We start from the raw sequence: 24,459 nt of genomic DNA on the forward strand, positions 1-24,459 counted from the left end.
ACTCCCAGGGGGGATACACATGAGTCACACGTTCGAGTCCCTGCCCCGCGGGTTCAGCGACCTGGTGGGCGAGGAGGCCGCCCAGGGGGTGTGGGCCGAGGCGACGTTCCGCTCGGTGACGCGCAGCTTCGGCTTCGCGCCCGTCACGGTGGCCCCGGTCGGGTACGCGGAGACCTTCGAGCAGTTCGGCTCCGCGGCCACCGGACGCATCTTCGCCTTCGAGGACCTCTCCGGCCGGCGGCTCGCCCTGACCGCGGACTCCCTGGTGGCCGTGTTGCGGGCACTGGCCGGGTCGGGGCGGCTGACCGGCGGCGCCAGCGCCCTCGGCGCGGCCTGCGTGCCCATCGCGCGCTACCGGCGCAAGCGGCACCGGGGCTGGAGCCAGGCGGTCGCGGTCATCTGCAACGAGACCGACGAACTCGCCGCCGACCTCACCCTGCTGCGGCTCTGGGCCGAGCTCTTCCAGATCCTGGGGCCCGCCACCGGGGGCAGGCTGGAGTACTGCGACTACGGGGTGCTCGACGCGATCGCCGCCGACGAGGGCCTGAGCCCGGCCGAGGCCCGCGCCGCGCTCCACCGCCGCCGCCGCGACACCGGGGAGCCGCGAGGGGCGCAGCCGGACCCGTCGTCGCACGCGCAGCCGGATCCGCTGTCTTACGCGCAGCCGGACCCGCCGTCCCACGAACGGTTCCTGCGGCGCCTGGACCGCCTCTCCGCACTCTGCCGGGGGCTGCCGCCGGACGAGGCCCCCGAGCGCGTGGCGGCGGCGGAGCCCGTGGCCGCGGAGCGGACGGCCCACCTGCGGACCGTCCTGACGATCGCCCACGAGCTGGGGGTCCGGGTGGAGTTCGGCCTGGACTGGGAGCACGCGCCGGAGTACCAGGCGGGGTTGTGCTTCCTGGCCCGCGCCGGTGACGGCCGCACGCTGGGCGACGGCGGCGGCTACCACCACATGGTGCGCACCCTGGACATCGGGCTGAGCAGCTGCTGGAGCACCAGCGCCTCGGTCAACCTGCTGGCCGAGCTGGGGCCGGTGCCCGAGGCGGAGTGCGTGCACCTGATGCGCATGCCCTCCGCCGACCTGCGCACCTTCATGGACGCCGCCCGGCATCTGCGCGGGGCCGGATACGACGTGCTGGAGCACTGGCGGCCCCGCAGGCTGGGCCGCCAGCTCCGCCAGGTCCCGGCCCGGCCCACGCACTGGTTCGCGCTGGTGGGGGAGAAGGAGGCCGGAACGAGGCGGCTCACCCTGCAGAACGCGGCCACCACCGGGGTCACGAGAAACCTCGACCTGCCCCAACCGCAGACCGTATTCGAACACCGCTGACAATGTTTGTGACTCGAATATTGACTGGTCTGTAAAGCGGTCAATATCATTCAGTCAATCAGATTCGACCCAAGGGAGTAGGCCGATGCAGCCCTCGACGTCCCCGCGACCGCTTCTGGCGGCGCTGCAGGACCGGACGGAGCCCGTCACGGTGTGGGGGGCGGGCTTCATCGGTCTGTCCGCCGCGTGCGCGCTGGCCGGGGCGGGATTCCCCTGCACGGTGCTCGACACCGACGAGCACCGGGTGCGCGAGATCAACGCCGGAGTGGTCCCGCTGCCGGGCTTCGAGGACGTCATCCCCCTCGCCGAGGCCCGCTCCGGCGGACGGCTGCGCGCCGCGTCCCCCGACGACGCCCCGGCCGTCGCCGCCAGGGTGCACCTGGTCTGCGTCAACACCGACCGCGCCGGCCGGCCGGTGACCGGGCCGCTGACCGAGGTGCTGAGCGCCGTCGGCCGGGCCCGCTCCGGCGGCGAGACCCTCGTCGCCCTGGAGAGCACCGTCAGCCTGCGCTGGCTCGACGACCTGGTGCCCGCCGCGCTCGGCGCGGACCCCGCCGACGACGCGTCACTGCACCTGGTGGCCGCGCCCCGCCGGGACTGGATGCTCTCGCCCGACATGAACCTGCGCACCCTGCCCCGGGTGGTGGGCACCGCCCGACCGGAATCCCTGCCGCCGGCCCGGGAGCTGTACGAGGCGATCAGCGAGGTCGTCCATGTGGCTCCGGACTGGCGGCACGCCGGGCTCACCAAGCCCGTGGAGAACCTCTACCGCTATCTGGACCTGGTCCTCACCAACCAGCTCGCCGAGGCCTACCCCGGCCTGGACGTGCCCGAGGTGCTGCGGCTGGCCGGCACCAAGTGGAACGTCCCCACCTTCCACCCCTCCATCGGCATCGGCGGCTACTGCATCCCGCTCAGCCCCCGGTTCGCCGTCGACGGGACCGCCGGCCCGGGCGAGGACACCCCGCTGCCCCTGGTCGCCGCCGCGATGGACTGGGACGGCGAGCACCCGGCCCGCGTCGCGGAATCGATCCTGCGGATCGCCGACGGCCCCATCGGCATCCTCGGCCTCAGCTACGCGCCCAACGCCAGGATCGTCGAGGGCTCGCCCGCCGCGCGGGTCGCCGAGCACCTGCTCGCCCGCGGCGCCGACGTCCTGCTGCACGACCCCTACTTCACCCCCGAGGAGATCACCGCCCTCACCGGCGCCCGCCCGCTGCGCTGGCCGGACGACCTGAGCGGCCTCGCCACCCTGGTCGCCGCCACCCCGCACGACCTGTACGCCGACCTGCCCGCCCGCCTCTCCGCCCTCCAGGACCCGCCGGCGCTGGTGGACAACCTCGGCGGCTACGGCGCCGCGCTGCGCGGCACCGCCGTCCCCTACGCGGAATGGGGCACCCCCGCCGCCCGGCCCTCCGCCGCCCCCCGGCCCTGAGCCCCCGGGCGGCGCCACCCCCGTCCGCCCGCCCCGTCCGTCCGTTCGCACACCCACTCAAGGAGACCCCCATGAAAGCCGTCGTCACAGGCGGAAGCGGATTCCTCGGCAGCACCATCGCCTGCCGCCTGATCGAGGAGGGCCACGACGTCACGGTCCTGGACCTGGTGCCCATCGGCACCAAGGCCCTGAGTCCCGACGCCCGCTTCGTGCAGGGCGACGTGCGCGACTTCGACCTGCTGATGAAGACCTTCCAGGACGCCGAGGAGGTCTACCACCTGGCCGGCGTGCTCGGCACCTCCGAACTCCAGGAGACCCCGCAGGAGGCCATCGACGTCAACATAGGCGGCACGGTCAAGGTCTTCGAAGCGGCCGGCACCTGCGGAGTGCCCCGGGTCTTCTACCCCGGCAAGCCCAACGTCTGGCTGAACACCTACACCATCACCAAGGCGGCGGCGGAGTCCTTCGCCCAGATGGCCAACGACTCCGGCCCCAGCCGCATCTGCTCCCTGCGCTACTACAACGCCTACGGCCCCGGCCAGTCGCTGCTCCCCATCCGCAAGATCGTCCCCGCCTTCGCCGCCCAGGCCATGCGGGGCCTGCCCATCCAGGTGTACGGCGACGGCGAGCAGATCGTGGACATGGTCTTCTCCCACGACCTCGCCGACATGACCATCCGCTTCACCCGCACCGAGCGCACCGACGTGATCCCGGACTGCGGCAGCGGCGTCAGCGTCAGCGTCAACGAGGTGGCCACCGCGGTCAACGAGCACTTCGGCAACGCCGCCGGCATCCAGCACCTGCCGATGCGCCCCGGCGAGGTGCCCCGCACCGTCCTCACCGCCGACATGACCGAGCTGCGCGACGTCCTCGGCGAACCGCGGCTGAGCGACTACACCACCTCCCTGGCCGAGACCCTGGAGTGGTACGCCCGGCTGCCCGCCGAGCAGATCGACAAGACCGTGGCCTTCTACGGATGGCAGGTGTGAGCGCACACGGCGCCGGGCACCGGCCGGCCTCCGTACTGGTGGTGGTCGCCCACCCCGACGACGCGGAGATCGCCGCCGGCGGCACCATCGCCCACCTCGGCGCGCACGGCGTCCGGGTGGTCACCGCCGTCCTCTCGCTGCCGGAGTCCGGCGCCGGGGCCGAGCAGCGCACCCGCCACACCGAACAGGCGGCCGCGACCCTCGGCTACGAACTGCGCTGGCCGACCGGCGGCGAGCACCGGCAGGTCGCCGACCTCGGTGAGATCGCCCTGGTGGCCGCGGTGGACCGGCTGATCGCCGACGTCGCCCCCCGGGCGGTGCTCACCCACTGGAGGGGCGACGGCCACGCCGACCACCGCCTCACCGCCCGGGCGGTCGCCGCCGCCACCCGCACCCGCCGCGTCGACCTCTACGGGATGCGGCCCGGCGAGACCCGCACTCCCGCCTTCGCCCGCTTCGCCCCCCAGGCGTTCGTCGACATCACCGCCCACGCCGCGGCCAAGCGGAGCGCCCTCGCACCCTTCGGCGCCGCCCGGCCGGGCTTCCGCCCCCTGGACCTGGCGGCGGTGGAGGCCGCGGACCGCTTCCACGGGAGCCTGAGCGGAACCGACCGCGCGGAGGGCTTCGTCGTGGAGCGCGTCCACGGAATCGGGGGGCTGCTCCCCACCGGCTGAACCGCGGGAGACCGACCCCGCGGCGGCTCGATCCCGCCCCCGTCCGGCGGCCGACATGCAGGCCTGGCACCGCCAGGCATTGACCGAGTATATTCACTCATTATTTCCTGCTGTCAGTCACAATAAGGGGAAGCCGTCATGGCGGAATCGCAGGCACTGGGTTCACGGATCCGTCGGCTGCGCCGCGAGGCAGGCCTGTCGCAGACGGACCTGGCCGGCGCGACCCTCTCCCCGAGCTACATCTCGCTGCTGGAGGCGGGCAAGCGGACCCCCTCCCCGGAAGTCCTGGAGCAGATCGCCGCCCGGCTCGGCTGCGCTCCGGGACACCTGCTGGAGCTGCTCACGACCGAACGGCAGGACACCCTCCAGACCGATCTGCGCTACGCGGAGATCAGCCTGCGCAACGGCGACCCCAAGACGGCCCTGAACACCTTTGCGGCGGTCCGCGACGAGGCCGCCGCGGCCGGGAAGGAGGCCGTCCGGCTGTCCGCCGAGTACGGCGTGGCCCAGGCCCTGGAGCACGACGGCCGGCTGGAGGAGGCCGCCGACCGCTACCAGGCGCTGCTGGATCACGCCGGCTACGGGCAGACCCTGGTCCCGCGGCTCGCGGTGGCGGTGGCCCTGTGCCGCTGCTACCGGGAGATGGGCGATCTGGCCCACGCGATCGACCTGGCCACCGCCACCCTGGAGGAGGCCCGCGGGCTCCAGCTCACCCCGACCGTGCTGGGCGTCGAACTGCTGGCCACCCTCGTCGGCCTGCACTGCGAGCGCGGCGACCTGCACCGCGCCGCCGCACTCGCCCGCACCGCCATCGAGGAGGCGGAGGGGATCAGCGACCGCAAGGCCCTGGGCGCCGCGTACTGGAACGCCGGAGTGGTCGCGCACCGCAACGGCGCCTCCGCCGACGCCCTGCTGCTGCTGGAACGCGCCCTGGCCATCTACTCCGAGGGCGACGACGCCCGGGCGCTGTCCCGGCTGCGCAACGCCTACGCGTCGGTGCTGATGCAGACGCGGGACGGCGACCTCGCGGAGGCCAAGGCGCAGCTGACCCGCAGCGCCGAGAGCCTGGCGGAGCACGGCAGCACCGTCGACATGGCGTACTGCGAGACCGCGCTGGCCCGCGCGTGCCTGCTGGAGTCCGACGCCGGCCAGGCCGAGCGGCACGCCCGGCGGGCACTGGAACTGCTGGGCGGCGGACACCGGCTGGAGACCGCGCGCACCCTCCTGGTGCTGGCCGGCGCCCAGCTGCAGCTCGGCGACGCGGCGGCGGCCGAGGCCGGCTGCGAGCGGGCCGCGCTGCTGCTGGAGGCCTCCGAGGCGGACCGGCAGGCGGCCTCCGCCTGGAACGACCTCGGGGACCTGCTGGAGCGCGCCGGACACACCGACCGCGCCCTGGACGCCTACCGGCAGAGCCTGCGCTGCCTCGGCCAGCGCAGCAGCCTGCTCCCGGCCACGGACCGAGCAGCCGCCACGGGGGCGTCCGGCGCCCCGGCTGCCGCCGCGGAACCCGCCGCTCACCGGCGCGCGACCCGGTCGTAGACCGTTCGCTGCATCCCTGTTGACCGCCGCGCGACCCGGGCGTAGATCGTTTGCTGAATTCCTGTTGATCGCCGGCGCCTAACGTCGGAGGAGACCGCACGGGAAAGGGGCCGCCGCCCCCTCCCCGGCACCCACCGGTTCCTCCCCGACGAAAGCAGATGCCCCGCATGCCGAACGCCTCCGCCCGCCCCGCGGGTGCCCGCACGCCCAGAGGGGCCGTCACCGGCCTCTTGCGCCATCGAGCCGTCCGGACGGCGGTCCTGGCCCTGCTGCTGGCGGTGCTCCCCGCCTCGCTCGCCGCGGCGCCGGTACCGAAGGCGGGCGACGCGCTGACCGCGTTCCACAACCCCTCGCCCACCACCGACATCCCCCTCTGCTGCTGACGCGACCCGCCCGCCGCGGCTCCCCACCCCACCCCACCCCACCCCCTCACATCGACCACCGGCAGAACACCGGTGGTGACCGTCAAGGAGGACTCCCCATGTCTCAGCTGACCCGCGCCTGTACGGCACTCGGCCTGACGCTCCTCGCCGTGACCGCCCTGGGCACCGCCGGCTCCGCCCTCGCCGGCCCGGCGCACACCCGCACACCGGGGAGCGAGCACAGCGTCGTCCGGGCAGAAGACCGCACCGAGGTCAACAACACCGGATCGAACTACGACCCGCCGCCCGCGAAGATGTGATCCACGGCCGGCACACGGCCGTCCGGCGGCGTGGCCACCTCCCGCCCCGGGCGGCCGTTCCCGTACGCCGCCCCGCTCCCGCCCCCCTCGTCCGCGCCGCCGCGCCCCGCCAGCCCGGCCAGCAGCTTCGACACGTCGGCCGCGTCGGGCAGCCCCAGCCGGGCGAAGACACCGCGGGCCGACTCCAGATGCTCCCTGGCCCGCTCCGCCTCTCCCAGATCGGCCAGCGCCCGCCCCAGGACGACCAGGGCCTGCGCCCGGTCCCGTTCGGAGCACACCTCCTCGCAGCGGGCGACCGCCGCGGCCGCCTGCGCCACGGCCTCCCGCCGCCGCCCGGTGCTGCGCAGGGTCTCCGCCAACCGGTAGAGCACCTGCGCCTCCCGCTCCCGCAGCCCGGCCGCCCGGCACACCGCGAGGGCCTCGCCGTACCGGGCCACCGCCTCCTCGTAGCGGCCCAGCCCGTGCAGCGCCAGGGCGAGCACATACAGCGCGTAGGCCGTGCCGACGCTGTCACCCAGCTCCCGCATCAGCGACAACGCGGACTCGCACGAGGGGATGGCCTCCTCGGGCCGCCCGCTGCGCACCCGGGCCAGCGCCGCGTTGACGGTCGTCGCCGCCGCACCGGAGTGGTGGCCCAGGGCGTGCGCCAGGGCGATCGCCTCGTCGTAGCAGGCCGCCGCCTCCTCGAAGCGGCGCAGGAACTGCGCCACGAGACCCAGGTCGTTGAGGGCCTGGCGCAGCGTGTACACGTCTCCCGCGGCACGGGCCGCCTCGACGGCCAGCCCCGCGTGCCGCCCCGCGTCCTCGATCCGGTCCGCGCGCAGCGCGATGCCCCCGCAGAGCATCCGCGCCCGCCCGACGATCCGCTGAGAGCCGGTCAGTTCCGCGGTCTCGGCCAGCGCGAGCGCCACCGGGGTCATCCGCTCGTACCACACGGCATGGGTGAACGGGCTGACCGCGAGCAGCAGGTCGACCGCGCTGCCGAGCCGGTCCTGCGCCGCGTCCGGCAGCCGCAGCGTGACGGCGCTCAACGCCGCCGCGACCAGGCCGTCGATCTCGGCCGCCACCCAGGCACGCGCGGCGTGCACATCGCGGAACTCCAGCCCCGCCGATCTCAGCGGGCCGAACGCGTCCGCCACCGCGTCCCCGGGGATCGCGTGCGGGAACGCGCTGGCGGCCGTCGCCAGCAGGAAGTCCAGCAGCCTGCCGAGGGCCGCCGCCGCCTCCCCGGGGTCGTGCGCCTCCGCGCGCTGCCGGGCGAAGACCCGCACCAGATCGTGGTACCCGTAACGGCCGGGCTTGGCGGACTTCAGCATCGCCGCGTCGGTCAGCGACTCCAGCAGCACCTCCGTGGTGGCCTCGTCGACACCCATCGCGGCAGCAGCCGCCGGCACCCCGATGTCCGCCGCGCCGGCCAGGGCGACCAGCCGGAAGGCCCGCGCCTGCGCGACGGTGAGCTGCTCGTAGCCCAGTTCGAAGACGGCATCGATGGCCAGCGCCCCGATCCGCAGCTCGGCGATGCGCCGCTGCTCGTCCGCCAGCCGCGCGGTCAGCGTCGCCGCCGTCCAGGCGGGCCGCGCCGCCAGCCGGGTGGCCACGATGCGCACCGCGAGCGGCAGATGCCCGCAGGCCTCGATCAGCTTCAGCGCGTCCTCCCGCTGCGCCGCCAGCCGCTCCGGGCCGATGATCGAGCCGAGCAGGTCCAGCGCCTCCCCGGAGCGGAACGGCTCCAGCAGGAGCTGGGCCGTCAACGGAAGGTCGAACATGGGCGATCTGCTGGTGATGACGACGGCGCAGCTGGACGACCCCGGGATCAGCTCGCGGACCTGGGCGGCGTCCCGCGCGTTGTCCAGGACGATCAGCAGCCGCCGCCCGTCCACCAGCGACCGGAACAGCCGGCAGCGGTCCTCGACGTCGTCGGGCACCTCGTCCTCGGGCACGCCCAGCGCGGCCAGGAACCCGGCCAGGACGAAGCCCGGTTTCGCCGGGTCGGCCCCGCTGCCCCGCAGATCGGTGTGGAGCTGCCCGTCGGGGTAGTGGGTCCGGGCCCGGTGGGCGATGTGCAGGGTGAGGCAGGTCTTGCCGACGCCCCCCATCCCGGCGGCGGCCAGCACGACCGGCGCCCGGCGCACCGGTTCGGTGAGCAGCGCGAGCCAGGCGTCGACCTCCTCGGCCCGGCCGACGAAGTCCGGTGCGTCGTAGGGGAGCTGGGCGGGCACCGGCTGCCACGCGGGGGCCACGGCCGCCGTCGTCGCCGTCCCCCGGCCGGCCTCGCCGTCGTCGCCGTCCTGCCCGGGCGCGCCCTCGCCCTCGGCGTCCTCACCCTCGGCGTCCTCTCGCGGCGGCCGAGGCCGCGCCGGTTCCAGCAGGTCCCGGTCGGGTCCGGCCAGCGCGGGGTCGCCGGCCAGGATCCGCCGGTGCGTCTCGGTCAGTTCGGGACCGGGCTCGATGCCCTGCTCCTCGATCAGCAGGTCCCGCACCCGGCTGAACACCGCGAGGGCGTCGGCCTGACGGCCCGCCCCGTACAGGGCGCGCATCAGCAGGCCGTACGGGCGTTCCCGCAGCGGATGGGCGTCGGTCAGCTCGACCAGGTCCGGGACGGCGGAACGGTGATGGCCCAGCGCCAGGGCGAGTTCGAAGCGCTTCTCGCACAGCGTCAGCCGCAACTCCTCCAGCCGGACGCGCTGCCGCTCGGCGAACGGCCCGGGCACCCCTGCCAGCGGCTCCCCCTGCCACAGGTCCAGGGCCCGCGCCAGCAGCCGCGCGGCCTCCGGTACCCGGCCGTCCGCCGCGGCGCGGGCGGCCCCGGCGGCCAGCTCCTCGGCACGGTTGAGATCCAGCGCCCCGTCCGGCACGGCCAACCGGTAGCCGTCACCGGCCAGTTCCAGGACGGTCGGCGCGGCACCCTCCGCCTCCAGCAGCTTGCGCAGCCGCCAGACGTAGGTGCGGATGGTGGTCACCGCCCGGGTCGGCGGCGCGTCCGCCCAGAGCGCGCCGACGATCTGGGCCATGGACACGGGCTGGTTGGCGCGCAGCAGCAGCAGCGACAGCAACGCCTGCTGCTGCGGCGGTCCCACGCGCAGCTCGGCGTCCCCCCGGTACGCGCGCACCGCGCCGAGTATCTGGAAATGGAATGCTCCGGCCACCCGGTGTTCCCCTCGCGACGGTCAGTGGGGCAAGCGGACAAGATCGCTCGCGGATACCTTAAAGACGGCATCGGCCGGGCCGGGGATCCACTTTGTTACGACTTGGTGCGCGCTTGAGGGACGGGTGTGCCGGTCCGGGGCCCGGCTGTCGATCTGCACGGTCCGCCGGCCGCGCACGCACGTGCTCCTGGCCGCCCGGCCCGCCAGCGCCCGCGAAGGGACCACCACCGGCGAGAAGGCCGCCGACGGCCCGATGCCCGCAGCCCTGCGCCGTCCAGGTGGACCTCGGTGCTCGGCCCACCGCCGGAGCGCCCGAGCGGGTGATCGGCGGGCGATGGCCTCAAGGGTGCGACGGTGGCCGACCCGTCGCCGCCCACGGACTGGACCGGCCGGCGTCAGCGGCTCGATCCGGTCCGGGCGGGCCGGTCGGCGGGCCGCCGCGACCATCGATGGGCTGTCGACCAGCCCGTCGACCGGCCCATTGCAGAGCGCCCCCGGCAGGACTCGAACCTGCGGCCAAGCGCTTAGAAGGCGCCTGCTCTATCCGCTGAGCTACGGGGGCCTGGTGGCGCGTCCAAGGATAAAGCTCCCTGCTCGCCGACCCTGTCGCTTCGCCTCCGTGGCTCGATGTGGAGGTTCGGTGAAGCGGTCCTGATAATCGCAGGCGGGTACGAATCGTGCAGCGCTTTTGGCGTCCGACGCGACCGGGTGTTGTGCACTCGTTATGCCTGGCCCGCGCCCATGTCCCAGTCGCCCCATCCGCCCTTTCTGTTCCGTCGGCGCGCAGACATGTCCATATGCTTCAGAATTCCCCTAAAATTGGGCATTCTTCACATGTGGTGACCTTGGACGTACGGCCTCAGCTGCTCGACACACTCTCCGCTCTGCGCGACCGTGTCGCCGCCGCACGCTTTCCGCTGCCCCTGGCCGGGGCCCCACGCGCGCGTGCCAACCGCGACGAACTCCTCGCCCAGCTGGACGACTACCTCGTACCCAGACTACGGGCACCCGAGGCGCCGCTGCTGGCCGTGGTCGGCGGGTCCACCGGCGCGGGGAAGTCGACCCTCGTCAACTCCCTCGTCGGGCGCCGCGTGAGCGAGGCCGGCGTGCTCAGGCCGACGACCCGCACCCCGGTGCTGGTCTGCCATCCGGCGGATCACCACTGGTTCAGCGGCATGCGCGTCCTGCCCGACCTCGCGCGCGTCTGGGTGCCCCACCACGCCTCCCGCGACGACGACCTCCTGCTCCCGGGCGAACTCCCCGGCGACCAGCCCGTCCGCGCCCTGCGCGTCGAGACCGCCGACACCCTCCCGCGCGGACTCGCCCTCCTCGACGCCCCCGACGTCGACTCCCTGGTCGCCGAGAACCGCGTCCTCGCCGCCGAACTGCTCTGCGCCGCCGACATCTGGGTCATGGTCACCAGCGCGGCCCGCTACGCCGACGCCGTCCCCTGGCACCTGCTGCGCACCGCCAAGGAGTACGACGCCACGCTCGTCACCGTCCTCGACCGCGTACCCCACCAGGTCGTCTCCGAGGTCTCCCGGCAGTACGCCGCCCTGCTCACCAAGGCCGGCCTCGGCGACGTGCCCCGCTTCACCGTGCCCGAGCTGCCCGAATCCGTCTGGAGCGCGGGCCTGCTGCCCGCCACCGCCGTCGCGGCCCTGCGCACCTGGCTCATCCAGCACGCCCAGGACCCCGGCGCCCGGCAGTACGTCATGGCCCGTACCGCCCACGGCCTCCTCGACTCGCTGAAGACCCGCATGCCCGAGCTGGCCGGCGCCGCCGCCGCCCAGTACGCGGCCGCGCTCCGGCTCACCACGGCGGTGGAGGGGGCGTACGACCGGGAGCACGCGCGCCTGCGCGACCGCCTCCAGTCCGGCGCCGTACTCGCCGGGGGCGCCCTCAAACGCTGGCGCGCCTTCCCCCTGGACTGCACGGCGGGCGAACTCCTCGACGCCCTCGTGGAGAGCCTCGGCGCGCTGCTGCTGTGCGCGGTCACCGCCGCCGACGAGCGGGTGGCCGAGGCCTGGCGCCGCGAACCCGCCGCCGCGGCCCCGGGACTCGCCGGGTGCGAGCCCTCGCCGGAGAGCGCGGAGCACCGTATCGGCCTCGCCGTACGGCGCTGGCGGCGCGAACTGGAGGAGTACGCCGAGGACGAGGTGCGCGAGCTGGACCGCAGCGTCGCGCCCGACCCCGAGGCCGTCGCCGCCCTCGCCGCCACCGCCCTGCTGGGCGGCCGCCGGGCGCGCCACGCGGGCGAACGGCTCGCCGACCGGGTCGGCGCCCACGGCGCGCTGCGCCTGCGCGACCGCGCCGAACGGCTGCTCGTCGACCACGTGGACCGCGTCGTCCACCGCGAACGCGAACGCCGGCTCGCCCCGCTCGACGCCCTCGACATCCATCCCGAGCCCCAGGCCGAACTCATCGCCGCCCTGTCCGTACTGCAGAAGGAGAGGTGACCGGTGTCCGCCGTCACTGACCAGGAGCACATGGACCACACAGACCGCGTCGAGCCCAGGGACCCCATGAGCCCTGTGAAGCGCACCAACCCCGCCAGCCCCATCGCGGGGCCCAGGGCCGTCGACATCGGCAAGCAGGGGGAGGGCGCCCGAGGCGACCAGGGCGGAGCAGGGGACGGCAGAAGAAGCAGGGACAGAGGCGGAGACGGTACGACGGCCTCCGCTGCCGCCGCCCCGGAGGAGCGGGACGAGGAGGGCACGTCGATGCCGGACGCGGGCGGGGCCGTAGCGGACGAGGCCCGGGAAGGCGGCGAGGGCGGGAGGAAGGCGGGCCCGGGTGCGCGGGGCGGGGCAAGTGGCGCCGGTGCGCAGGAGAGTGCGCCGGGCGGCTCCCCTCGTGCCGCGCGCGCCCCCCGTGCCGCTGGCCCCGGAAGCGCCCCGGCCACCCCCGCCGACCCGCCGGACGCGTCCGGCGGGTCAGCCCCCTCCACCCCCTCCGGTTCCTGGGACGACGGGCTCATCGCCCGCCGTATCACCGACGCCTCCGCCGCGCTCGCCGCCCCCGTGGCGCCGGTCCCGGCGCGTGGCGGGGCCGCCCGTACGGTCGTACCGCTCGCCTACGAAGGCCCCCTCCGCTCCCGTCTCGACGCCTTGCGGGAACTCGTCGGGCTCTCCCGGACGCGGCTGGACAGCCAGACCCTGGCCGAGGCGGGCCGGGTGCTGGACGAGGCGGCGGACCGGCGCAAGCTGTCCGGGCGGCACACGGTCGTCGCGATCGCGGGCGCCACCGGCAGCGGCAAGTCGCAGCTGTTCAACTCGCTCGCCGGGGTGGCCATTTCGGAGACCGGCGTACGGCGCCCGACCACCTCCTCGCCGATCGCGTGCAGCTGGAGCGACGGCGCCGCGGGACTCATCGACCGGCTCGGCATCCCGGGCCGGCTGCGCCGCCGTCCGCTGAACAACCCGGAGTCGGAGGAGCAGTTGCGCGGGCTGGTCCTGATCGACCTGCCCGACCACGACTCCGCCGCCGTACAGCATCGTGAACAGGTCGACCGCATCCTGAAGCTGGTGGACGCGGTGATCTGGGTGGTCGACCCGGAGAAGTACGCCGACGCCGTGCTGCACGAGCGCTATCTGCGGCCCATGGCCGGGCACGCCGAGGTCATGTTCATCGTGCTCAACCAGGTCGACCGGCTGCCTGGGGAGGCCGCCGACCAGGTCCTGGACGATCTGCGGCGGCTGCTGGACGAGGACGGCGTGGCGCTCGGCGAGCACGGGGAGCCCGGCGCCACCGTGCTCGCGCTGTCCGCGCTCACCGGCGAGGGCGTCGGTGACCTGCGCGAGTCGCTCGGTGAGTTCGTGGCCGAGCGGGGCGCGGCGGCCCGCCGGGTCGCCGCCGACGTGGACGCGGCCGCGGCCGGGCTGCGGCCGGTCTACGCCGCCGGGCGCCGGGTCGGGCTCAGCGAGGAGGCGCGCGAGGAGTTCGCCGCGCGGCTCGCGGAGGCGGTGGGCGCCACGGCGGCGGGCGAGGCCGCCGAACGGGCCTGGCTGCGCAACGCCAACCGGGCCTGCGGCACGCCCTGGCTGCGGCTGTGGCGCTGGTACCAGAAGCGCGGTACGGCGGCGACCGGCCGCCATCAGGTGGACGCCCAGGCCGACGAGGAGGCGACGGCGCGGCAGCGGGTGGAACAGGCGGTGCGTACGGTCGCCGACCGGGCCTCGGCCGGGCTGCCGGCGCCCTGGGCGCAGGCGGTGCGCGAGGCGGCCGTACGCGGTGCGCAGGGGCTGCCGGAGGCGCTGGACGAGCTGGCGGAACGGGCCGGGGGTCCTTCCGGGCGGCCGCCGCGTCCCGGCTGGTGGCCGGCCGCGGTGCTGGTCCAGGCGGCGATGACGCTGCTCCAGATCGCGGGCGGGCTGTGGCTGGTCGGGCAGATCGCCGGGTTGATGGCGCCCAATCTGGGGGTTCCGGTGCTGCTGATGGTGTGCGGGATCGTCGGCGGGCCGCTGGTGGAGTGGGGCTGCCGGATGGCCGCGCGGGGGCCGGCGCGGCGGTACGGCCAGGACGCGGAACGGCGGTTGTGCGAGTCGGCCGCGAGTTGCGGCCGGGCGCGGGTGCTGGATCCGGTGGCGTCGGAGCTGCTGCGGTACGGAGAGGTGCGGGAGCAGTACGGGAGGGTGGTGCGGGCGGAGGCGGGGGTGGGGTGAGGCTGATCTGAGGGCGGTGGGGGCGGGGTGAGTTCGGGGTCGTAGCGGGGGTGGCCGGCGGTGGTCACTCGCACGGGTGGCGGAGTTTTCCACAGGTGCGGGGACCGTCCACAGCGCTCGGCGGGCTCGGCCCGGCGGAGGCAGTCTGAGGTCGTGGCAGACGCCGCCGTACGGGACGGGCCCGTACGTACGTCCGCCCGTCCGGCGAGGGCGCCGGGCGGGGGAGGGGAGCGCGAGGATGAACGAGACCTTGGTCTGTGTGGTGGGCAATGTGGCGACCGCGCCGGTGTACCGGGAGCTGGCGGCGGGGCCGTCGCTGCGGTTCCGGCTCGCGGCGACCGCGCGCTACTGGGACCGGGAGAAGAGCGCCTGGACGGACGGGCACACCAACTTCTTCACGGTGTGGGCCAACCGCCAGCTCGCCGCCAACGCGATGGCGTCGGTGGAGGTGGGGCAGCCGCTGGTCGTGCAGGGCCGGCTGAAGGTGCGCACCGACGGGCGCGACGGACGCGAGGGGCAGCAGCAGTGGGCGTCGGCCGACATCGACGCCACGGCGATCGGCCATGACCTCTCGCGGGGTACGGCGGTCTTCCGCCGCGCGGGCAAGCCGGAACCCCCCGCCGGGGCCGCCCGGCCCGAGCCCGACTGGGCGACTCCGCGTCCGCCGGAGACCGGGGAGGGCGACGCCGTCCAACAGGCTTCGGAACCAGCCACCGTGACGTGAAGTCAGCCTTCCGCCCGGGTTTATTTATCGATAATCGCTGCTCAACGGCGGTCCGGCGATAACGATTCCGGATCGGAAACGCCATCGGATCATCCGACCGGCCAGGGAGGCACAGCCCGAGTCCATAGGATGCCGGGCGTGCCCCTCGGGGCCACCGATTCTGCTGGTGGGACCCGTCCCCCACGTTCAACGGGTCCTGCTCGAAGGGGAATTCTGTGCTTGCTGCGCTCTCTGGGTTCTGCCGGTCCACCACCGTGGCCCGCCTGGCCGCCACCGCCACGGTCTCCGGGCTCGTGGCGGCTGGTGTGCTGTCCGGCGCCGGTACGGCCGCGGCCGATGTGGCACCGCAGACCGAGGGCGGGGCGAGCGCCACGCTGGACGGCCTGAAGACCTTCGGCGAGGCCGTGGTCCATGAGGCGGGCGGCGACCAGCGGGTGTCGGCGGGTCTGTTCGAGATGTCCGTGGACGGCGGCGGCACCCTCCAGACGTACGGCGTCGACCTGCACAACCCGGTCCAGCGCGACGCCCGCTACCAGGAGACGTCCTGGAGCGGCACCTCGTTGGGCACCAACCGGGACGCGGGCAGGATCGACTGGATCGTGCAGCACTCCTACCCCCAGGTCAACGACCTCGCCGCGCTCGCCCACCGGGCCGGCGTGGGCAGCCTCACCGAGCAGGACGCGGCGACCGGCACCCAGGTGGCCATCTGGCGGTACTCGGACCACGCCAAGGTCGACGCCGTGGCCCCGGGCGCCGAGAAGCTCGCCGACTACCTCCAGCGCAGCGCCCGCGCCGGCGGCGAACCGGGGGCCTCGCTGACCCTGGACCCGGCCGCGGTCTCCGGCCGCCCGGGCGTGGTCGGACCGGTGACCGTGCACACCGACGCGAGCGCGGTCACGGTGATACCGCCCGCGGACGCGGCCACCAGCGGGGTGCGGATCACCGACAAGACCGGCAAGGCGCTCACCAGGGTCAAGGACGGCAGCCGGATCTACTTCGACATCCCGAAGGACGCGGCGGACGGCTCCGCCCAGCTGAGCGTGCAGGCGTCGACGACCGTCCCGGTGGGGCGCGCTCTCGCCTCCGACAGCCGCAGCCAGACCCAGATCCTGGCCGGCTCCAGCGAGTCCGCGGTCTCCGCGAGCGCGACGGCCGACTGGGCCGCGCGGGGCGCGATACCGGCGGTGACGGCACGCAAGGACTGCGCCAAGGGCACCGTGGACATCACGGCCGCCGACCAGGGCGACCAGCCCTTCACCTTCAGCCTGATGGGCACCGGGCACACCGTCCCGGCCGGCGCCACGCGCACCGTCCCGGTCCCGCTCCAGGAGGACCAGGGCTACGACTTCACGATCACCGGCCCGAACGGCTTCACCCGCCGCTTCACCGGCGTCCTGGACTGCAAGACCCAGGGCACGATCGTCTCCAGGGCCGCCGCCCAGACCGTCGGCGAACCGACCCCGCTGGCCACCCCCGCCCCCGACGACACCGACCTCGCGGCTACGGGCGGCTCCGCCCTCACCCCCCTGATCGCCGGCGTCGCCATCGGCCTGGTCGTCATCGGCGGCGCGGTCCTGGTCGTCCTGCGCAAGCCGGAACAGCCCGGCGAATGACCCCGCCGCACGGCGGCCGGATCAACGCCCCGCCCGCCGTGCCCCCGGCGCCACCACACCGACCAGCGCACAGACGAGGCCGGTGGCGCCCAGGCTCCCGACCATGACCATCGCCACCCCGACCGCGAAGAGACCGCTGGAGTCGTCGGACCAGTCGCACCAGGCGGCGAGGGTCAGCCCGATCGTCGTCCCGGCCACCGTTGCCACGGTGTGCCGCCGGAGGGCTGCCCAGCAGACCGCCACCAGCAGACTCACCACCAGCCCGGCCACCTGCCACACCTGGTACGGCCCACTCCCCACCCCGCCGGCCCCCACGTCCCTGTACTGATCCCACCCCAGCCAACCACCCCACAGCCCGCCCGCGACGACTCCCAACCCGAGCACCCACACGGACTGCTTGGCCAACTTCTTCCACCACGTTTCTGGACGCATACCCCCAGCGTCACCCCCGCCTCTGGCCCCCGCGCAGAGCACTCGTACTCACCTCAACCCCCGCACTCCTACTCACTCACCCCCTGCCAGCAAGCCGCCCCAGGAAGAAAGTCCAGGTCAGCGCCCTCGGCCACAACGGGTTTCCGTGTAGGTGTGGCGATACGGCAAGTTGGGGTGCCACGGGGAATCTCGGAGTCTGCCGAGCTTCATGCACCACGAGCAGCGCGGCCAAGAAGTCGCAGGTCAACACGACTGCCCGCCTCGCTCCTAAAATGGTGATCACGCACGAGCGCCTCGCGGGCCGTCCTGGGCCGTGGAAGGACAGCTGGGCTTGCTGTGGACGCGCGCGACGTCAGTCAAACCACGTCGACAGCAGACCCGCGATAGTCGCGCATATCAGGCCGATGGAAGCGAGGACGGCGGGAGCTGTGAATTCTGGGGCCTGCTCAAGACCTACAAGCTCGATCCGCTCTCGGATGTGCAAGAGGTCCCCAATGGTGCTCTCGCTGGGTGCCTCCCGTTCCAGCCTGGTCCTACGCTCTTCCTCCGAGAGTCCAGGATCTCCCATGATCTCTTCGTACCTTCGGAGTTTCCGCCTGAGGTGATCTCGTCGGCCGTCAATCCGCCGCCACAGCAGCCAGACGCCAAGCGCCGGCAGCACGCCGCTGGCTACGGTCAGGATGGTGATCGCTAGTTTCATTCCTGCACTATGCGGTGACCACTGAGTGGCAGGGAAGCCTTGGTCCTCGGCGTCGGCGCCGTGGTGAGTGTCTAACTGCGTGACAACGCCGACGAACAGTGGCGAACGAGCGCGGACACCTACGGACCATCAGCACAGGTAAGAGGCTTACGAGCCCAAGGCAGCGCACCCATCCAAGTTGCTTTGGGATGAAGAAGTCACCGCGCAACGTCTCGTCACTGCGGTTCCTCTGTCGCAGCTTGCTCTGACAGACGCCGATCGAGCAGCGTGGCTGATGCCGGTGGGGGCAGCGCTACACACGCGCGCCTGATCAATCGACGCACCCGCCATCGTGGCTGACTGTCGTCGGCCGGGGCTCAGACCTGAGGCCGTCGCACGCCAGTGCACGCGATCAGCCTGCTTCCGTCATCGGTGAGGAACAGCGTGAACATCCAGGAGCCATCGGCAGTCCTGATCTGCCCCAGGCGAACCGGCTGCTGATGCCGACCGAGTAACTCCACGGCACGGTCCAAGTTCGTGGTCTCGCTGCCCCGACGACGCGTGAGCCGCAGCCGGCGCGCATAGACGAGGGCGAGCGACTCGGCGGACGTAGCTCCGTCCCAGATCACGTAGGAGCCGCCGCAGCGGAGCGCAACCAGAGCGGCTGCAGACGCCTCATCGCTACCGACCAGCAGTCGTTCGAGTCGTTCCCGCTCCACACCCGTCACCCCCACCCGGATCCTGTTGTACAGCAGCCGGATACAGCAACCACAGCAACCGGCCCCACCCCGTAGCGACCCCTTGAGGCCAGAACGCAACCTGTATGGCCGTCTCCGACCCATCTCTCTAGAGCTACGGATCAGAAGTCGTCCGTGCCCCACTCTGGTGGCGGCACTCGTCGAAGTTGTGTCGCGCCGCCACGGTAGAGTCTCCCTCTGCCGACGGGGGGCAACAGATGACGGCGTACCAATTGGGCTATGCGGAGGGACAGTGGACCATCTGGATCGCCCTCGGCTTGGCGGCAGTCTGGGTTGCAACAGGCCGATGGCGGGATCACCCACGCGCTGAAGGCAGGAACACAGAACAGCTCGCCGCCGTGGCGCGACGCCGGTCCCGGCTGGTCAATCGTTCGATCCTCGCCGTTGCCTCTGTGTGGATCCTGACTAACATCGTCGTTGATCTCTGGGCGGTACGGCAGTAACTACCGTCACGGATCCTTGCGCGCTTGGAGAGCGATGAGCATCGCTTGCAGCGCTCGTGCCAGATACGTGCCAGATGGCGCGGGGAACCACGGGGAACACCGAGGAGTCCTCAGATGGTCGGGCATGTGCCGACACCAGCCCGCCGCACGTCAGCGAGGTAATCACCTCTGGATCACCTGAGCTTCCCAAGCTCAGAGCGCGAGTTCGATTCTCGTCACCCGCTCTTTGATCAAGGCCCAGGTCGATGACCTGGGCCTGCTTTCATGTCCGCGACGCGCTGGAGTGGGGAGTGGAGCGATCCGGCTGATGCAGACCGCCGACATCAGCCCGAGCTCATCGGCGGCGCCCGGAACTCGGGCTCACCCCAGGGCCGCCACCCCGGCTATGACGAGCCTCTCGGCCTCCCCGCTTGCTGCTGCTTGAGAGCTGCGCGATCCGCATAGGCACAGCCCACGGCGAGCGTGACGAGCATGCGCAGCGCCCCCGTAACGGCCCCGTCGAACATCGACGGGCCTGCGCAGAGAGGCGCGGCACGGACATAGATCGTGGCTCGGGACATGGGGAGGGTGACTCCACAGTCCTGTGCACATTCCCCGACCGCGCTACGGGTAGCGAAGCCCCGCACTACGCTCTTGGTGGGGAGACGTCACAGGTCGCGAGGCTGCCGAGCAAGACGTTCACAATCGAGAGGGCCGCTCCTTGCGCGCACAAGAGATCACATTTTTGAAGCTCGTTCAGGGGGAGAAGCAGTTTCAGGTACCTCTCTACCAACGGACCTACAGTTGGACGCGGAAGCAGCTGGAACGGCTGTGGGACGACCTGATCGACTTGGCCGAGCAGCAGCTCGAAGGGGGCAGTCCTCCCTCGCACTTCCTCGGCTCCGTCGTTCTGGCCCCAGGCCAGTTGCAGGCCGGAGGAGTGCAACGCTGGCTCGTCGTGGACGGTCAGCAGCGGATCACAACGATCATGCTGGCGTTCACCGCGTTGCGCGACCACATCCGGGACTCCGGGGCTGAGGGCTCCGCGCGAACGGCCGACCGTATCCACCGCCAGTACCTCGTCAACGAGTTCCTGGAAGGCGATGAGTACTTCCGGCTGCTTCCCACCCAGGCCGACCGGGCGTCCTATGGGGCCTGCGTCTCCAGCAGTCCTCGTTCAGGAGGCGCCGACAACATCGGGGCCTCCTACCGTTTCTTCCGCGGCGTGCTGGCGAGCGGACAAGAGCAATATGGAGCGGAGTGGACGACCGCAGTGGAGATAGCCCTACGGGACTTGCTCTCCATCGTGGAGATTACCGCCGAGCGCGGTGACAACGTGTACCGGATCTTCGAATCGATCAACAACACCGGTGTCGGCCTGAGTCAGAGCGATTTGCTCCGAAACTACGTGTTCATGCTGCTCCCGGGCCGGGGAGAGCGTGTGTACGAGCAGTTGTGGCTGCCTATGCAGCAGCAACTGGGGCCCAAGAATCTGGAACTCCTCGTCTGGCTCGACCTCGTCGTACGCGGCGAGAGCAAAACGAAGCAGACCGACATCTACCGCGTCCAGCAACAGCGGCTCGAACCGCTGGCAGGTAACGAGGAGGCGCTGGAGAAGGAAGTCGGCGAGCTCGCCCGGCGCGCCGAGCTGTTGCGGCGAATTCTCGATCCCGCGCTGGAGCCGCACGACGAACTGCGCCAGCAGCTTCACCACCTTGCCCGCTGGGGCGGACGCATCCACTATCCGATCGCGCTCCACCTGCTCGATCTCGTGGATACCGGGCGCGCCCAGGCCGACGAGGCGGCTGAAGCCCTCGGATACGTCGAAGGATTCCTCGTCCGCCGCATGCTGTGCCAGGCCAGCACCCAGAGCCTGAACCGCCTCTTCATGTCGATGCCGGGTGACATGGAGACTGACCAACCAGCTCCGGAGGCGGTGCGACGCTACCTCTCGGGCCGACGCCGCGGCTGGCCCACTGACGCTGAGGTAGCCGACGGGATCCGCAGCAAGCCGTTCTACTGGAACGGGCAGGCACCGCAACGCGCGTACGTCCTGGAGCGGCTGGAGGAGAGTTACGGATCGACGGAGCCCGTGGACTTCAAGCGGGCCAAGCTCACGGTGGAGCACGTTCTGCCACAGCGGCCAGCCCAGGCATGGATCGACGTCCTCGCCGAGGATTCGGATGACGGCCAGACCCCTCAAGAACTGCACGATCTGTTGGTCCACACCCTGGGAAACCTGACGCTCTCGGCCGAGAACACAAAACTCTCCAACCACCCCTTCCAACGGAAGCAACAGATTCTGGAAGCAAGTTCACTCCGGATGAACCAGGAGATCGCTGGGACCCGACGGTGGGGCCGCAAGGAGATCCTGAACCGCGCGGACAACCTGGCCACGCGTGCCGTCTCCCTGTGGCCTGGCCCCGAGGGGGAGCAACGCGCGGACAGCGAGGAGTGGACGGGATGGGCCGATCTGCGCGCAGCGCTGATTGCCATGCCCACCGGCACCTGGACAACTTACGGGGACATCGCTGAACTGATCGGCAGCCACCCTGTTCCGGTCGGCAACTTTCTCGCCACAAAGGCCGGCGTACACGGGGCTTACCGGGTCCTGACCGCTGCCGGACGGGTCTCCGCGTCATTCCGCTGGCCGAACCACGAATACGGTGGCAACCCCCTCACGCTCCTACACGCAGAAGGGGTGCCATTCGACTCCAGCGGGAAGGCGCGCAGTTCCCATCGCCTGACCGCAGAGGACCTCGCATCGCTTCTGGGCAAAGAGGTGCCCGAGATCGGAACGTCGAGCGGCTCCTCCGATCAGGTGGCCACGGGCAGAACATTCGATGCTCGTGCCACGCGCTTCACCGAACTGCTGCGGGCGAATCGGCCGGACGCCGCCGCCCCCATCCTCAGCTTCCTCCAATCGTGGGAAGGTCTCGCTCCCGGCTGCCATCTCGACTATGGCAAGGCGACCGAGACCAGCTGCTTCCTGATGCTGCGCAAGGAGTCCGTGCCCCGTACCGCCGCCATCTGGCCATTCACTCTCTATCCTGTATTCGGCACAGTCGAGGTCGTCTTCCAGTACATGCGCTCCAGGCCGCCCTTCGACGACAGCGGACTGCGTCAGGAATTCATGTCCCGTCTGAATGCCGTCCCAGGAATCGAGCTGGCGGAGGCGAAGCTCGAACTGCGCCCGTCGTTTCCTCTCGAGGTTTTGGCGGATCATTCCGAGGAGATCGTCGGAATCATGTCCTGGTTCGTCCAGCAGGTCATGGCGCACGAACCATCGGACGAGCCGGGCCAAGTCTCCGTCTAACCCCACCCAACTGATCGGCGTAAGCCGACTGGTCTCGGGGCCGCGCTGTCGCTTCACTGCAACGCGGCCCTCATCGCCGCCCTCGGTGCCGGGCGGGCTCACTTCGCCCGTTACGCAAGGACAGCAGGGGAAACGGCCCGTTCTCGAGTCGACCGCGCGATCATTTCCTCCCGGACACATCGACTGGAAGTATCCGAACGACGTTCCTGGGGCCACCGCCACAGGACAACAGCTAGCACTTATGAGAGATGTAGCAGCGGACGCTGCACAGGGGCAGAATTCGCCGTCGGATGGCTGGACGCACGCCGCCGTTCACGGCAGCGGAGCGCGCGGGTACGCGATCCGTTGGAGACTCTTCTCGGTCGTTTCTTCTCGCTGCTGGAGGACTACTTCATCGACCCGAGTTCAAGGAGCCGGAGATTTGCCGGACGACGAACTGAAGAACGCCGTCATCGAGCTGCTACGCAGAGTGGAATGACCAGCGTCAGAGACCTCTGGGGACCGGCCGCCGTGAAGGCTGGTGCCGAGGTCGGCTCCCCACAGGCGAGAGCCGGGCGCTTCCGGAAGTGGCGTCCGATCTATCCAGGTCGTGTCCCATCCGTGCCCAGCGGAACGGACAACAGCGGTCAAGTACGGCACCTGGAGGTCATGCCAACCTCGCGCATCTCGACCAAACGTGCAGGTCATAGGGGATGCGACCGCCCAAGGGCCGCTGATTCCTAAGCTGAGGGCTCAGAGTCTCTTCCTCCCCCGATGCCTAGCGTTCCGGCGGCCGACGGAGGCAGCGGGGAGGGGAGCCGGTTGGTGCTTGGGCTTCCCTCTCCGTGTGAGATGGAGGGACGTCATGGGTGGACGCTGTTTGCGGCCGTCGGTTCAGGAACGGTGCGGTTTACCCATGGCCAAGAGATGGCCGCGGCTGGTCGCGACGCGGAGTACGTCCCGTAGGGACCCGGTCAGTTCCTTTGCCAGGAGGCGCAGGTCCTCCGGGTCCGTGTCAGGGTCGTTGATGGTGTCTGAGGCGTGGTCCAGCAGGTCGGCCGCCGTTCCCAGTTGGATCGCTTCGATGTTGTCCGCCAGGCGGGACATGTAGCCGGTCTTGTCGTCGGTGTTCAGGTAGCAGGGCTTGCCGTCCGAGCCGGATCACGGCAGGAGTCGTAGTTCGTTCGGTGCCGTCATTCTTGGGTCTGCCTCTCGTCGGTCGGGGGTGGGTGGTGAAGACGGCGTCGACGTGGTCGCCGGGGAACGCCAGGAGTGCGGCCTCGATGACCCGTCCCGAGGTGTCGGTGGCGACACGTGTGATCGCGAGAACCGGTGCGGAGGAGCGGATCCGGAGAGCAGAGGCTTCCTCCGGGGTCGGTGGGCGGGCGCACGCCGTTTCACGGACTGTCGCCCGCGCCGTGCTCAGGACGGCGAAGCGCGTGGCCGTCTTCCGCCAGGGGGAGTTGTCGTTCTGGACTGCGGCCGGAGCCAGGTCGGGTGGGGTGTAGATGCGGGCCAGTCCGTGCGGGGACTCTCCCCGTGGCTGACGCAGGAGAAGCTCTGCGAGAGGGCTGTCCGGTGGCACCTTGAGCAAGGTCGTCAGGTGCCCGTGTGCTGCTTGGACCGTGGTGGTGCGAACGGTGATTCGCGGACCTGCTTCGTCGGCGGTCCAAGGGTTCAACATCCCCCAGCCGCCCACGTACACGGTCTTGCGAGGCCGGCGGCGGGCGAAGTTGCCCTTGCCGGGGATCTTCTCGACTATGCCCTCGTCCTGGAGGACCGCGAGGGCGCGCCGCAATGGCACCGTACTGACCTTGTACCGGTCGGCGAGGGGCGCCTCTGACAGGAGGCGTTTGCCAGGCTTGATACGGCCGGTCGTGATCTGGTGCCGGAGATCGTCGGCGATGTCGTGATGGCGTGAGCGCACGGACCGGTTCACCGCCTTCTCGGCATGGGGACGGCGGCGAGCCGCGTTCGCGCGTGCACGGTCAGCAGTTCGCCCGACTCGAACACGATCTGCTCGGCACCTTGCGGGAGTTGGAAGAGGTCTGCCACCCGGCAGGGCTGGTCTCCGAGCTGG

At 71.8% G+C, this 24,459-nt stretch carries 17 protein-coding genes, 2 tRNA genes and 1 pseudogene; 13 read left to right on the plus strand and 7 right to left on the minus strand.

What is annotated here, in order from left to right:
* The first annotated feature begins 19 nt into the window (after window positions 1-19).
* From QHG49_RS22740 to QHG49_RS22770, 7 genes are all read left to right on the plus strand, one after another.
* Complete coding sequence (locus tag QHG49_RS22740; protein WP_301491000.1) at window positions 20-1,327, plus strand: ATP phosphoribosyltransferase regulatory subunit; 1,308 nt, start codon at window positions 20-22, stop codon at window positions 1,325-1,327.
* An 85-nt stretch (window positions 1,328-1,412) separates the two neighbouring features.
* Window positions 1,413-2,762: a UDP binding domain-containing protein gene (locus tag QHG49_RS22745; protein ID WP_301491001.1), complete on the plus strand. Its 1,350-nt coding sequence runs from the start codon at window positions 1,413-1,415 to the stop codon at window positions 2,760-2,762.
* A gap of 71 nt (window positions 2,763-2,833) precedes the next feature.
* Window positions 2,834-3,751 carry an NAD(P)-dependent oxidoreductase gene (locus QHG49_RS22750; RefSeq protein WP_145485445.1) on the plus strand — a complete coding sequence of 306 codons (918 nt, stop codon included), beginning with the start codon at window positions 2,834-2,836 and terminating at the stop codon, window positions 3,749-3,751.
* A complete protein-coding gene (locus QHG49_RS22755) occupies window positions 3,748-4,425 on the plus strand; it encodes a PIG-L deacetylase family protein (RefSeq protein ID WP_236576286.1) in 678 nt (225 codons plus the stop codon). The genes QHG49_RS22750 and QHG49_RS22755 overlap by 4 nt, the downstream gene beginning before the upstream one ends.
* A gap of 138 nt (window positions 4,426-4,563) precedes the next feature.
* On the plus strand, window positions 4,564-5,964 hold the full coding sequence (locus QHG49_RS22760; RefSeq protein ID WP_145485446.1) for a helix-turn-helix transcriptional regulator: 1,401 nt from the start codon (window positions 4,564-4,566) through the stop codon (window positions 5,962-5,964).
* A gap of 167 nt (window positions 5,965-6,131) precedes the next feature.
* On the plus strand, window positions 6,132-6,347 hold the full coding sequence (locus QHG49_RS22765; protein ID WP_301491002.1) for a hypothetical protein: 216 nt from the start codon (window positions 6,132-6,134) through the stop codon (window positions 6,345-6,347).
* A 98-nt stretch (window positions 6,348-6,445) separates the two neighbouring features.
* The gene (locus QHG49_RS22770; RefSeq protein WP_301491003.1) at window positions 6,446-6,646 is read left to right on the plus strand and encodes a hypothetical protein; all 201 of its coding nucleotides are present in this window, start codon (window positions 6,446-6,448) and stop codon (window positions 6,644-6,646) included.
* Here QHG49_RS22770 and QHG49_RS22775 read toward each other — a convergent pair.
* Both QHG49_RS22775 and QHG49_RS22780 read right to left on the minus strand, forming a co-directional pair.
* Window positions 6,619-9,792 carry an AfsR/SARP family transcriptional regulator gene (locus tag QHG49_RS22775; RefSeq protein ID WP_301491005.1) on the minus strand — a complete coding sequence of 1,058 codons (3,174 nt, stop codon included), beginning with the start codon at window positions 9,790-9,792 and terminating at the stop codon, window positions 6,619-6,621. The genes QHG49_RS22770 and QHG49_RS22775 overlap by 28 nt on opposite strands.
* A gap of 489 nt (window positions 9,793-10,281) precedes the next feature.
* A tRNA-Arg gene (locus QHG49_RS22780) sits at window positions 10,282-10,354 on the minus strand.
* A 274-nt stretch (window positions 10,355-10,628) separates the two neighbouring features.
* Here QHG49_RS22780 and QHG49_RS22785 point away from each other — a divergent pair.
* From QHG49_RS22785 to QHG49_RS22800, 4 genes are all read left to right on the plus strand, one after another.
* The gene (locus QHG49_RS22785) at window positions 10,629-12,251 is read left to right on the plus strand and encodes a dynamin family protein (protein ID WP_145485449.1); all 1,623 of its coding nucleotides are present in this window, start codon (window positions 10,629-10,631) and stop codon (window positions 12,249-12,251) included.
* A 30-nt stretch (window positions 12,252-12,281) separates the two neighbouring features.
* Complete coding sequence (locus QHG49_RS22790; protein WP_370530583.1) at window positions 12,282-14,456, plus strand: GTPase; 2,175 nt, start codon at window positions 12,282-12,284, stop codon at window positions 14,454-14,456.
* 238 nt (window positions 14,457-14,694) lie between these two features.
* Window positions 14,695-15,180: a single-stranded DNA-binding protein gene (locus QHG49_RS22795; RefSeq protein WP_159701455.1), complete on the plus strand. Its 486-nt coding sequence runs from the start codon at window positions 14,695-14,697 to the stop codon at window positions 15,178-15,180.
* Window positions 15,181-15,395: 215 nt separating this feature from the next.
* Window positions 15,396-16,793: a TQXA domain-containing protein gene (locus tag QHG49_RS22800; RefSeq protein WP_370530497.1), complete on the plus strand. Its 1,398-nt coding sequence runs from the start codon at window positions 15,396-15,398 to the stop codon at window positions 16,791-16,793.
* A gap of 21 nt (window positions 16,794-16,814) precedes the next feature.
* Here the strand turns inward: QHG49_RS22800 and QHG49_RS22805 are convergent, their stop codons facing one another.
* The 3 genes from QHG49_RS22805 to QHG49_RS22815 form a co-directional block, all read right to left on the minus strand.
* Window positions 16,815-17,225: a hypothetical protein gene (locus tag QHG49_RS22805; protein WP_301491008.1), complete on the minus strand. Its 411-nt coding sequence runs from the start codon at window positions 17,223-17,225 to the stop codon at window positions 16,815-16,817.
* A 352-nt stretch (window positions 17,226-17,577) separates the two neighbouring features.
* A complete protein-coding gene (locus QHG49_RS22810; RefSeq protein WP_301491010.1) occupies window positions 17,578-17,925 on the minus strand; it encodes a hypothetical protein in 348 nt (115 codons plus the stop codon).
* 356 nt (window positions 17,926-18,281) lie between these two features.
* The gene (locus tag QHG49_RS22815) at window positions 18,282-18,632 is read right to left on the minus strand and encodes a hypothetical protein (protein ID WP_301491011.1); all 351 of its coding nucleotides are present in this window, start codon (window positions 18,630-18,632) and stop codon (window positions 18,282-18,284) included.
* A 626-nt stretch (window positions 18,633-19,258) separates the two neighbouring features.
* Between QHG49_RS22815 and QHG49_RS22820 the strand changes: the two genes are divergently transcribed.
* A tRNA-Gly gene (locus QHG49_RS22820) sits at window positions 19,259-19,329 on the plus strand.
* Between the two features lie 476 nt (window positions 19,330-19,805).
* Entirely contained in the window at window positions 19,806-22,400 is a 2,595-nt protein-coding gene (locus tag QHG49_RS22825; RefSeq protein WP_301491013.1) for a DUF262 domain-containing protein, read from the plus strand.
* An 873-nt stretch (window positions 22,401-23,273) separates the two neighbouring features.
* On the opposite strand, the gene QHG49_RS22830 is transcribed toward QHG49_RS22825, so the two are convergent.
* Together QHG49_RS22830 and QHG49_RS22835 are read right to left on the minus strand one after the other, a co-directional pair.
* On the minus strand, window positions 23,274-23,513 hold the full coding sequence (locus QHG49_RS22830; protein WP_301492893.1) for a hypothetical protein: 240 nt from the start codon (window positions 23,511-23,513) through the stop codon (window positions 23,274-23,276).
* A 73-nt stretch (window positions 23,514-23,586) separates the two neighbouring features.
* Window positions 23,587-24,318: pseudogene (locus QHG49_RS22835) on the minus strand (GntR family transcriptional regulator); the annotation flags it as partial.
* Window positions 24,319-24,459 lie beyond the last annotated feature (141 nt).

Source organism: Streptomyces sp. WP-1 (assembly GCF_030450125.1).
Classification (GTDB): domain Bacteria; phylum Actinomycetota; class Actinomycetes; order Streptomycetales; family Streptomycetaceae; genus Streptomyces; species Streptomyces incarnatus.

Coding starts and splice junctions, on each gene's coding strand:
- QHG49_RS22740 (WP_301491000.1), top strand. CDS start 20: ATGAGTCACACGTTCGAGTCCCTGCCCCGCGGGTTCAGCGACCTGGTG.
- QHG49_RS22745 (WP_301491001.1), top strand. CDS start 1,413: ATGCAGCCCTCGACGTCCCCGCGACCGCTTCTGGCGGCGCTGCAGGAC.
- QHG49_RS22750 (WP_145485445.1), top strand. CDS start 2,834: ATGAAAGCCGTCGTCACAGGCGGAAGCGGATTCCTCGGCAGCACCATC.
- QHG49_RS22760 (WP_145485446.1), top strand. CDS start 4,564: ATGGCGGAATCGCAGGCACTGGGTTCACGGATCCGTCGGCTGCGCCGC.
- QHG49_RS22765 (WP_301491002.1), top strand. CDS start 6,132: ATGCCGAACGCCTCCGCCCGCCCCGCGGGTGCCCGCACGCCCAGAGGG.
- QHG49_RS22770 (WP_301491003.1), top strand. CDS start 6,446: ATGTCTCAGCTGACCCGCGCCTGTACGGCACTCGGCCTGACGCTCCTC.
- QHG49_RS22790 (WP_370530583.1), top strand. CDS start 12,282: ATGGACCACACAGACCGCGTCGAGCCCAGGGACCCCATGAGCCCTGTG.
- QHG49_RS22795 (WP_159701455.1), top strand. CDS start 14,695: ATGAACGAGACCTTGGTCTGTGTGGTGGGCAATGTGGCGACCGCGCCG.
- QHG49_RS22805 (WP_301491008.1), bottom strand. CDS start 17,225: ATGCGTCCAGAAACGTGGTGGAAGAAGTTGGCCAAGCAGTCCGTGTGG.
- QHG49_RS22810 (WP_301491010.1), bottom strand. CDS start 17,925: ATGAAACTAGCGATCACCATCCTGACCGTAGCCAGCGGCGTGCTGCCG.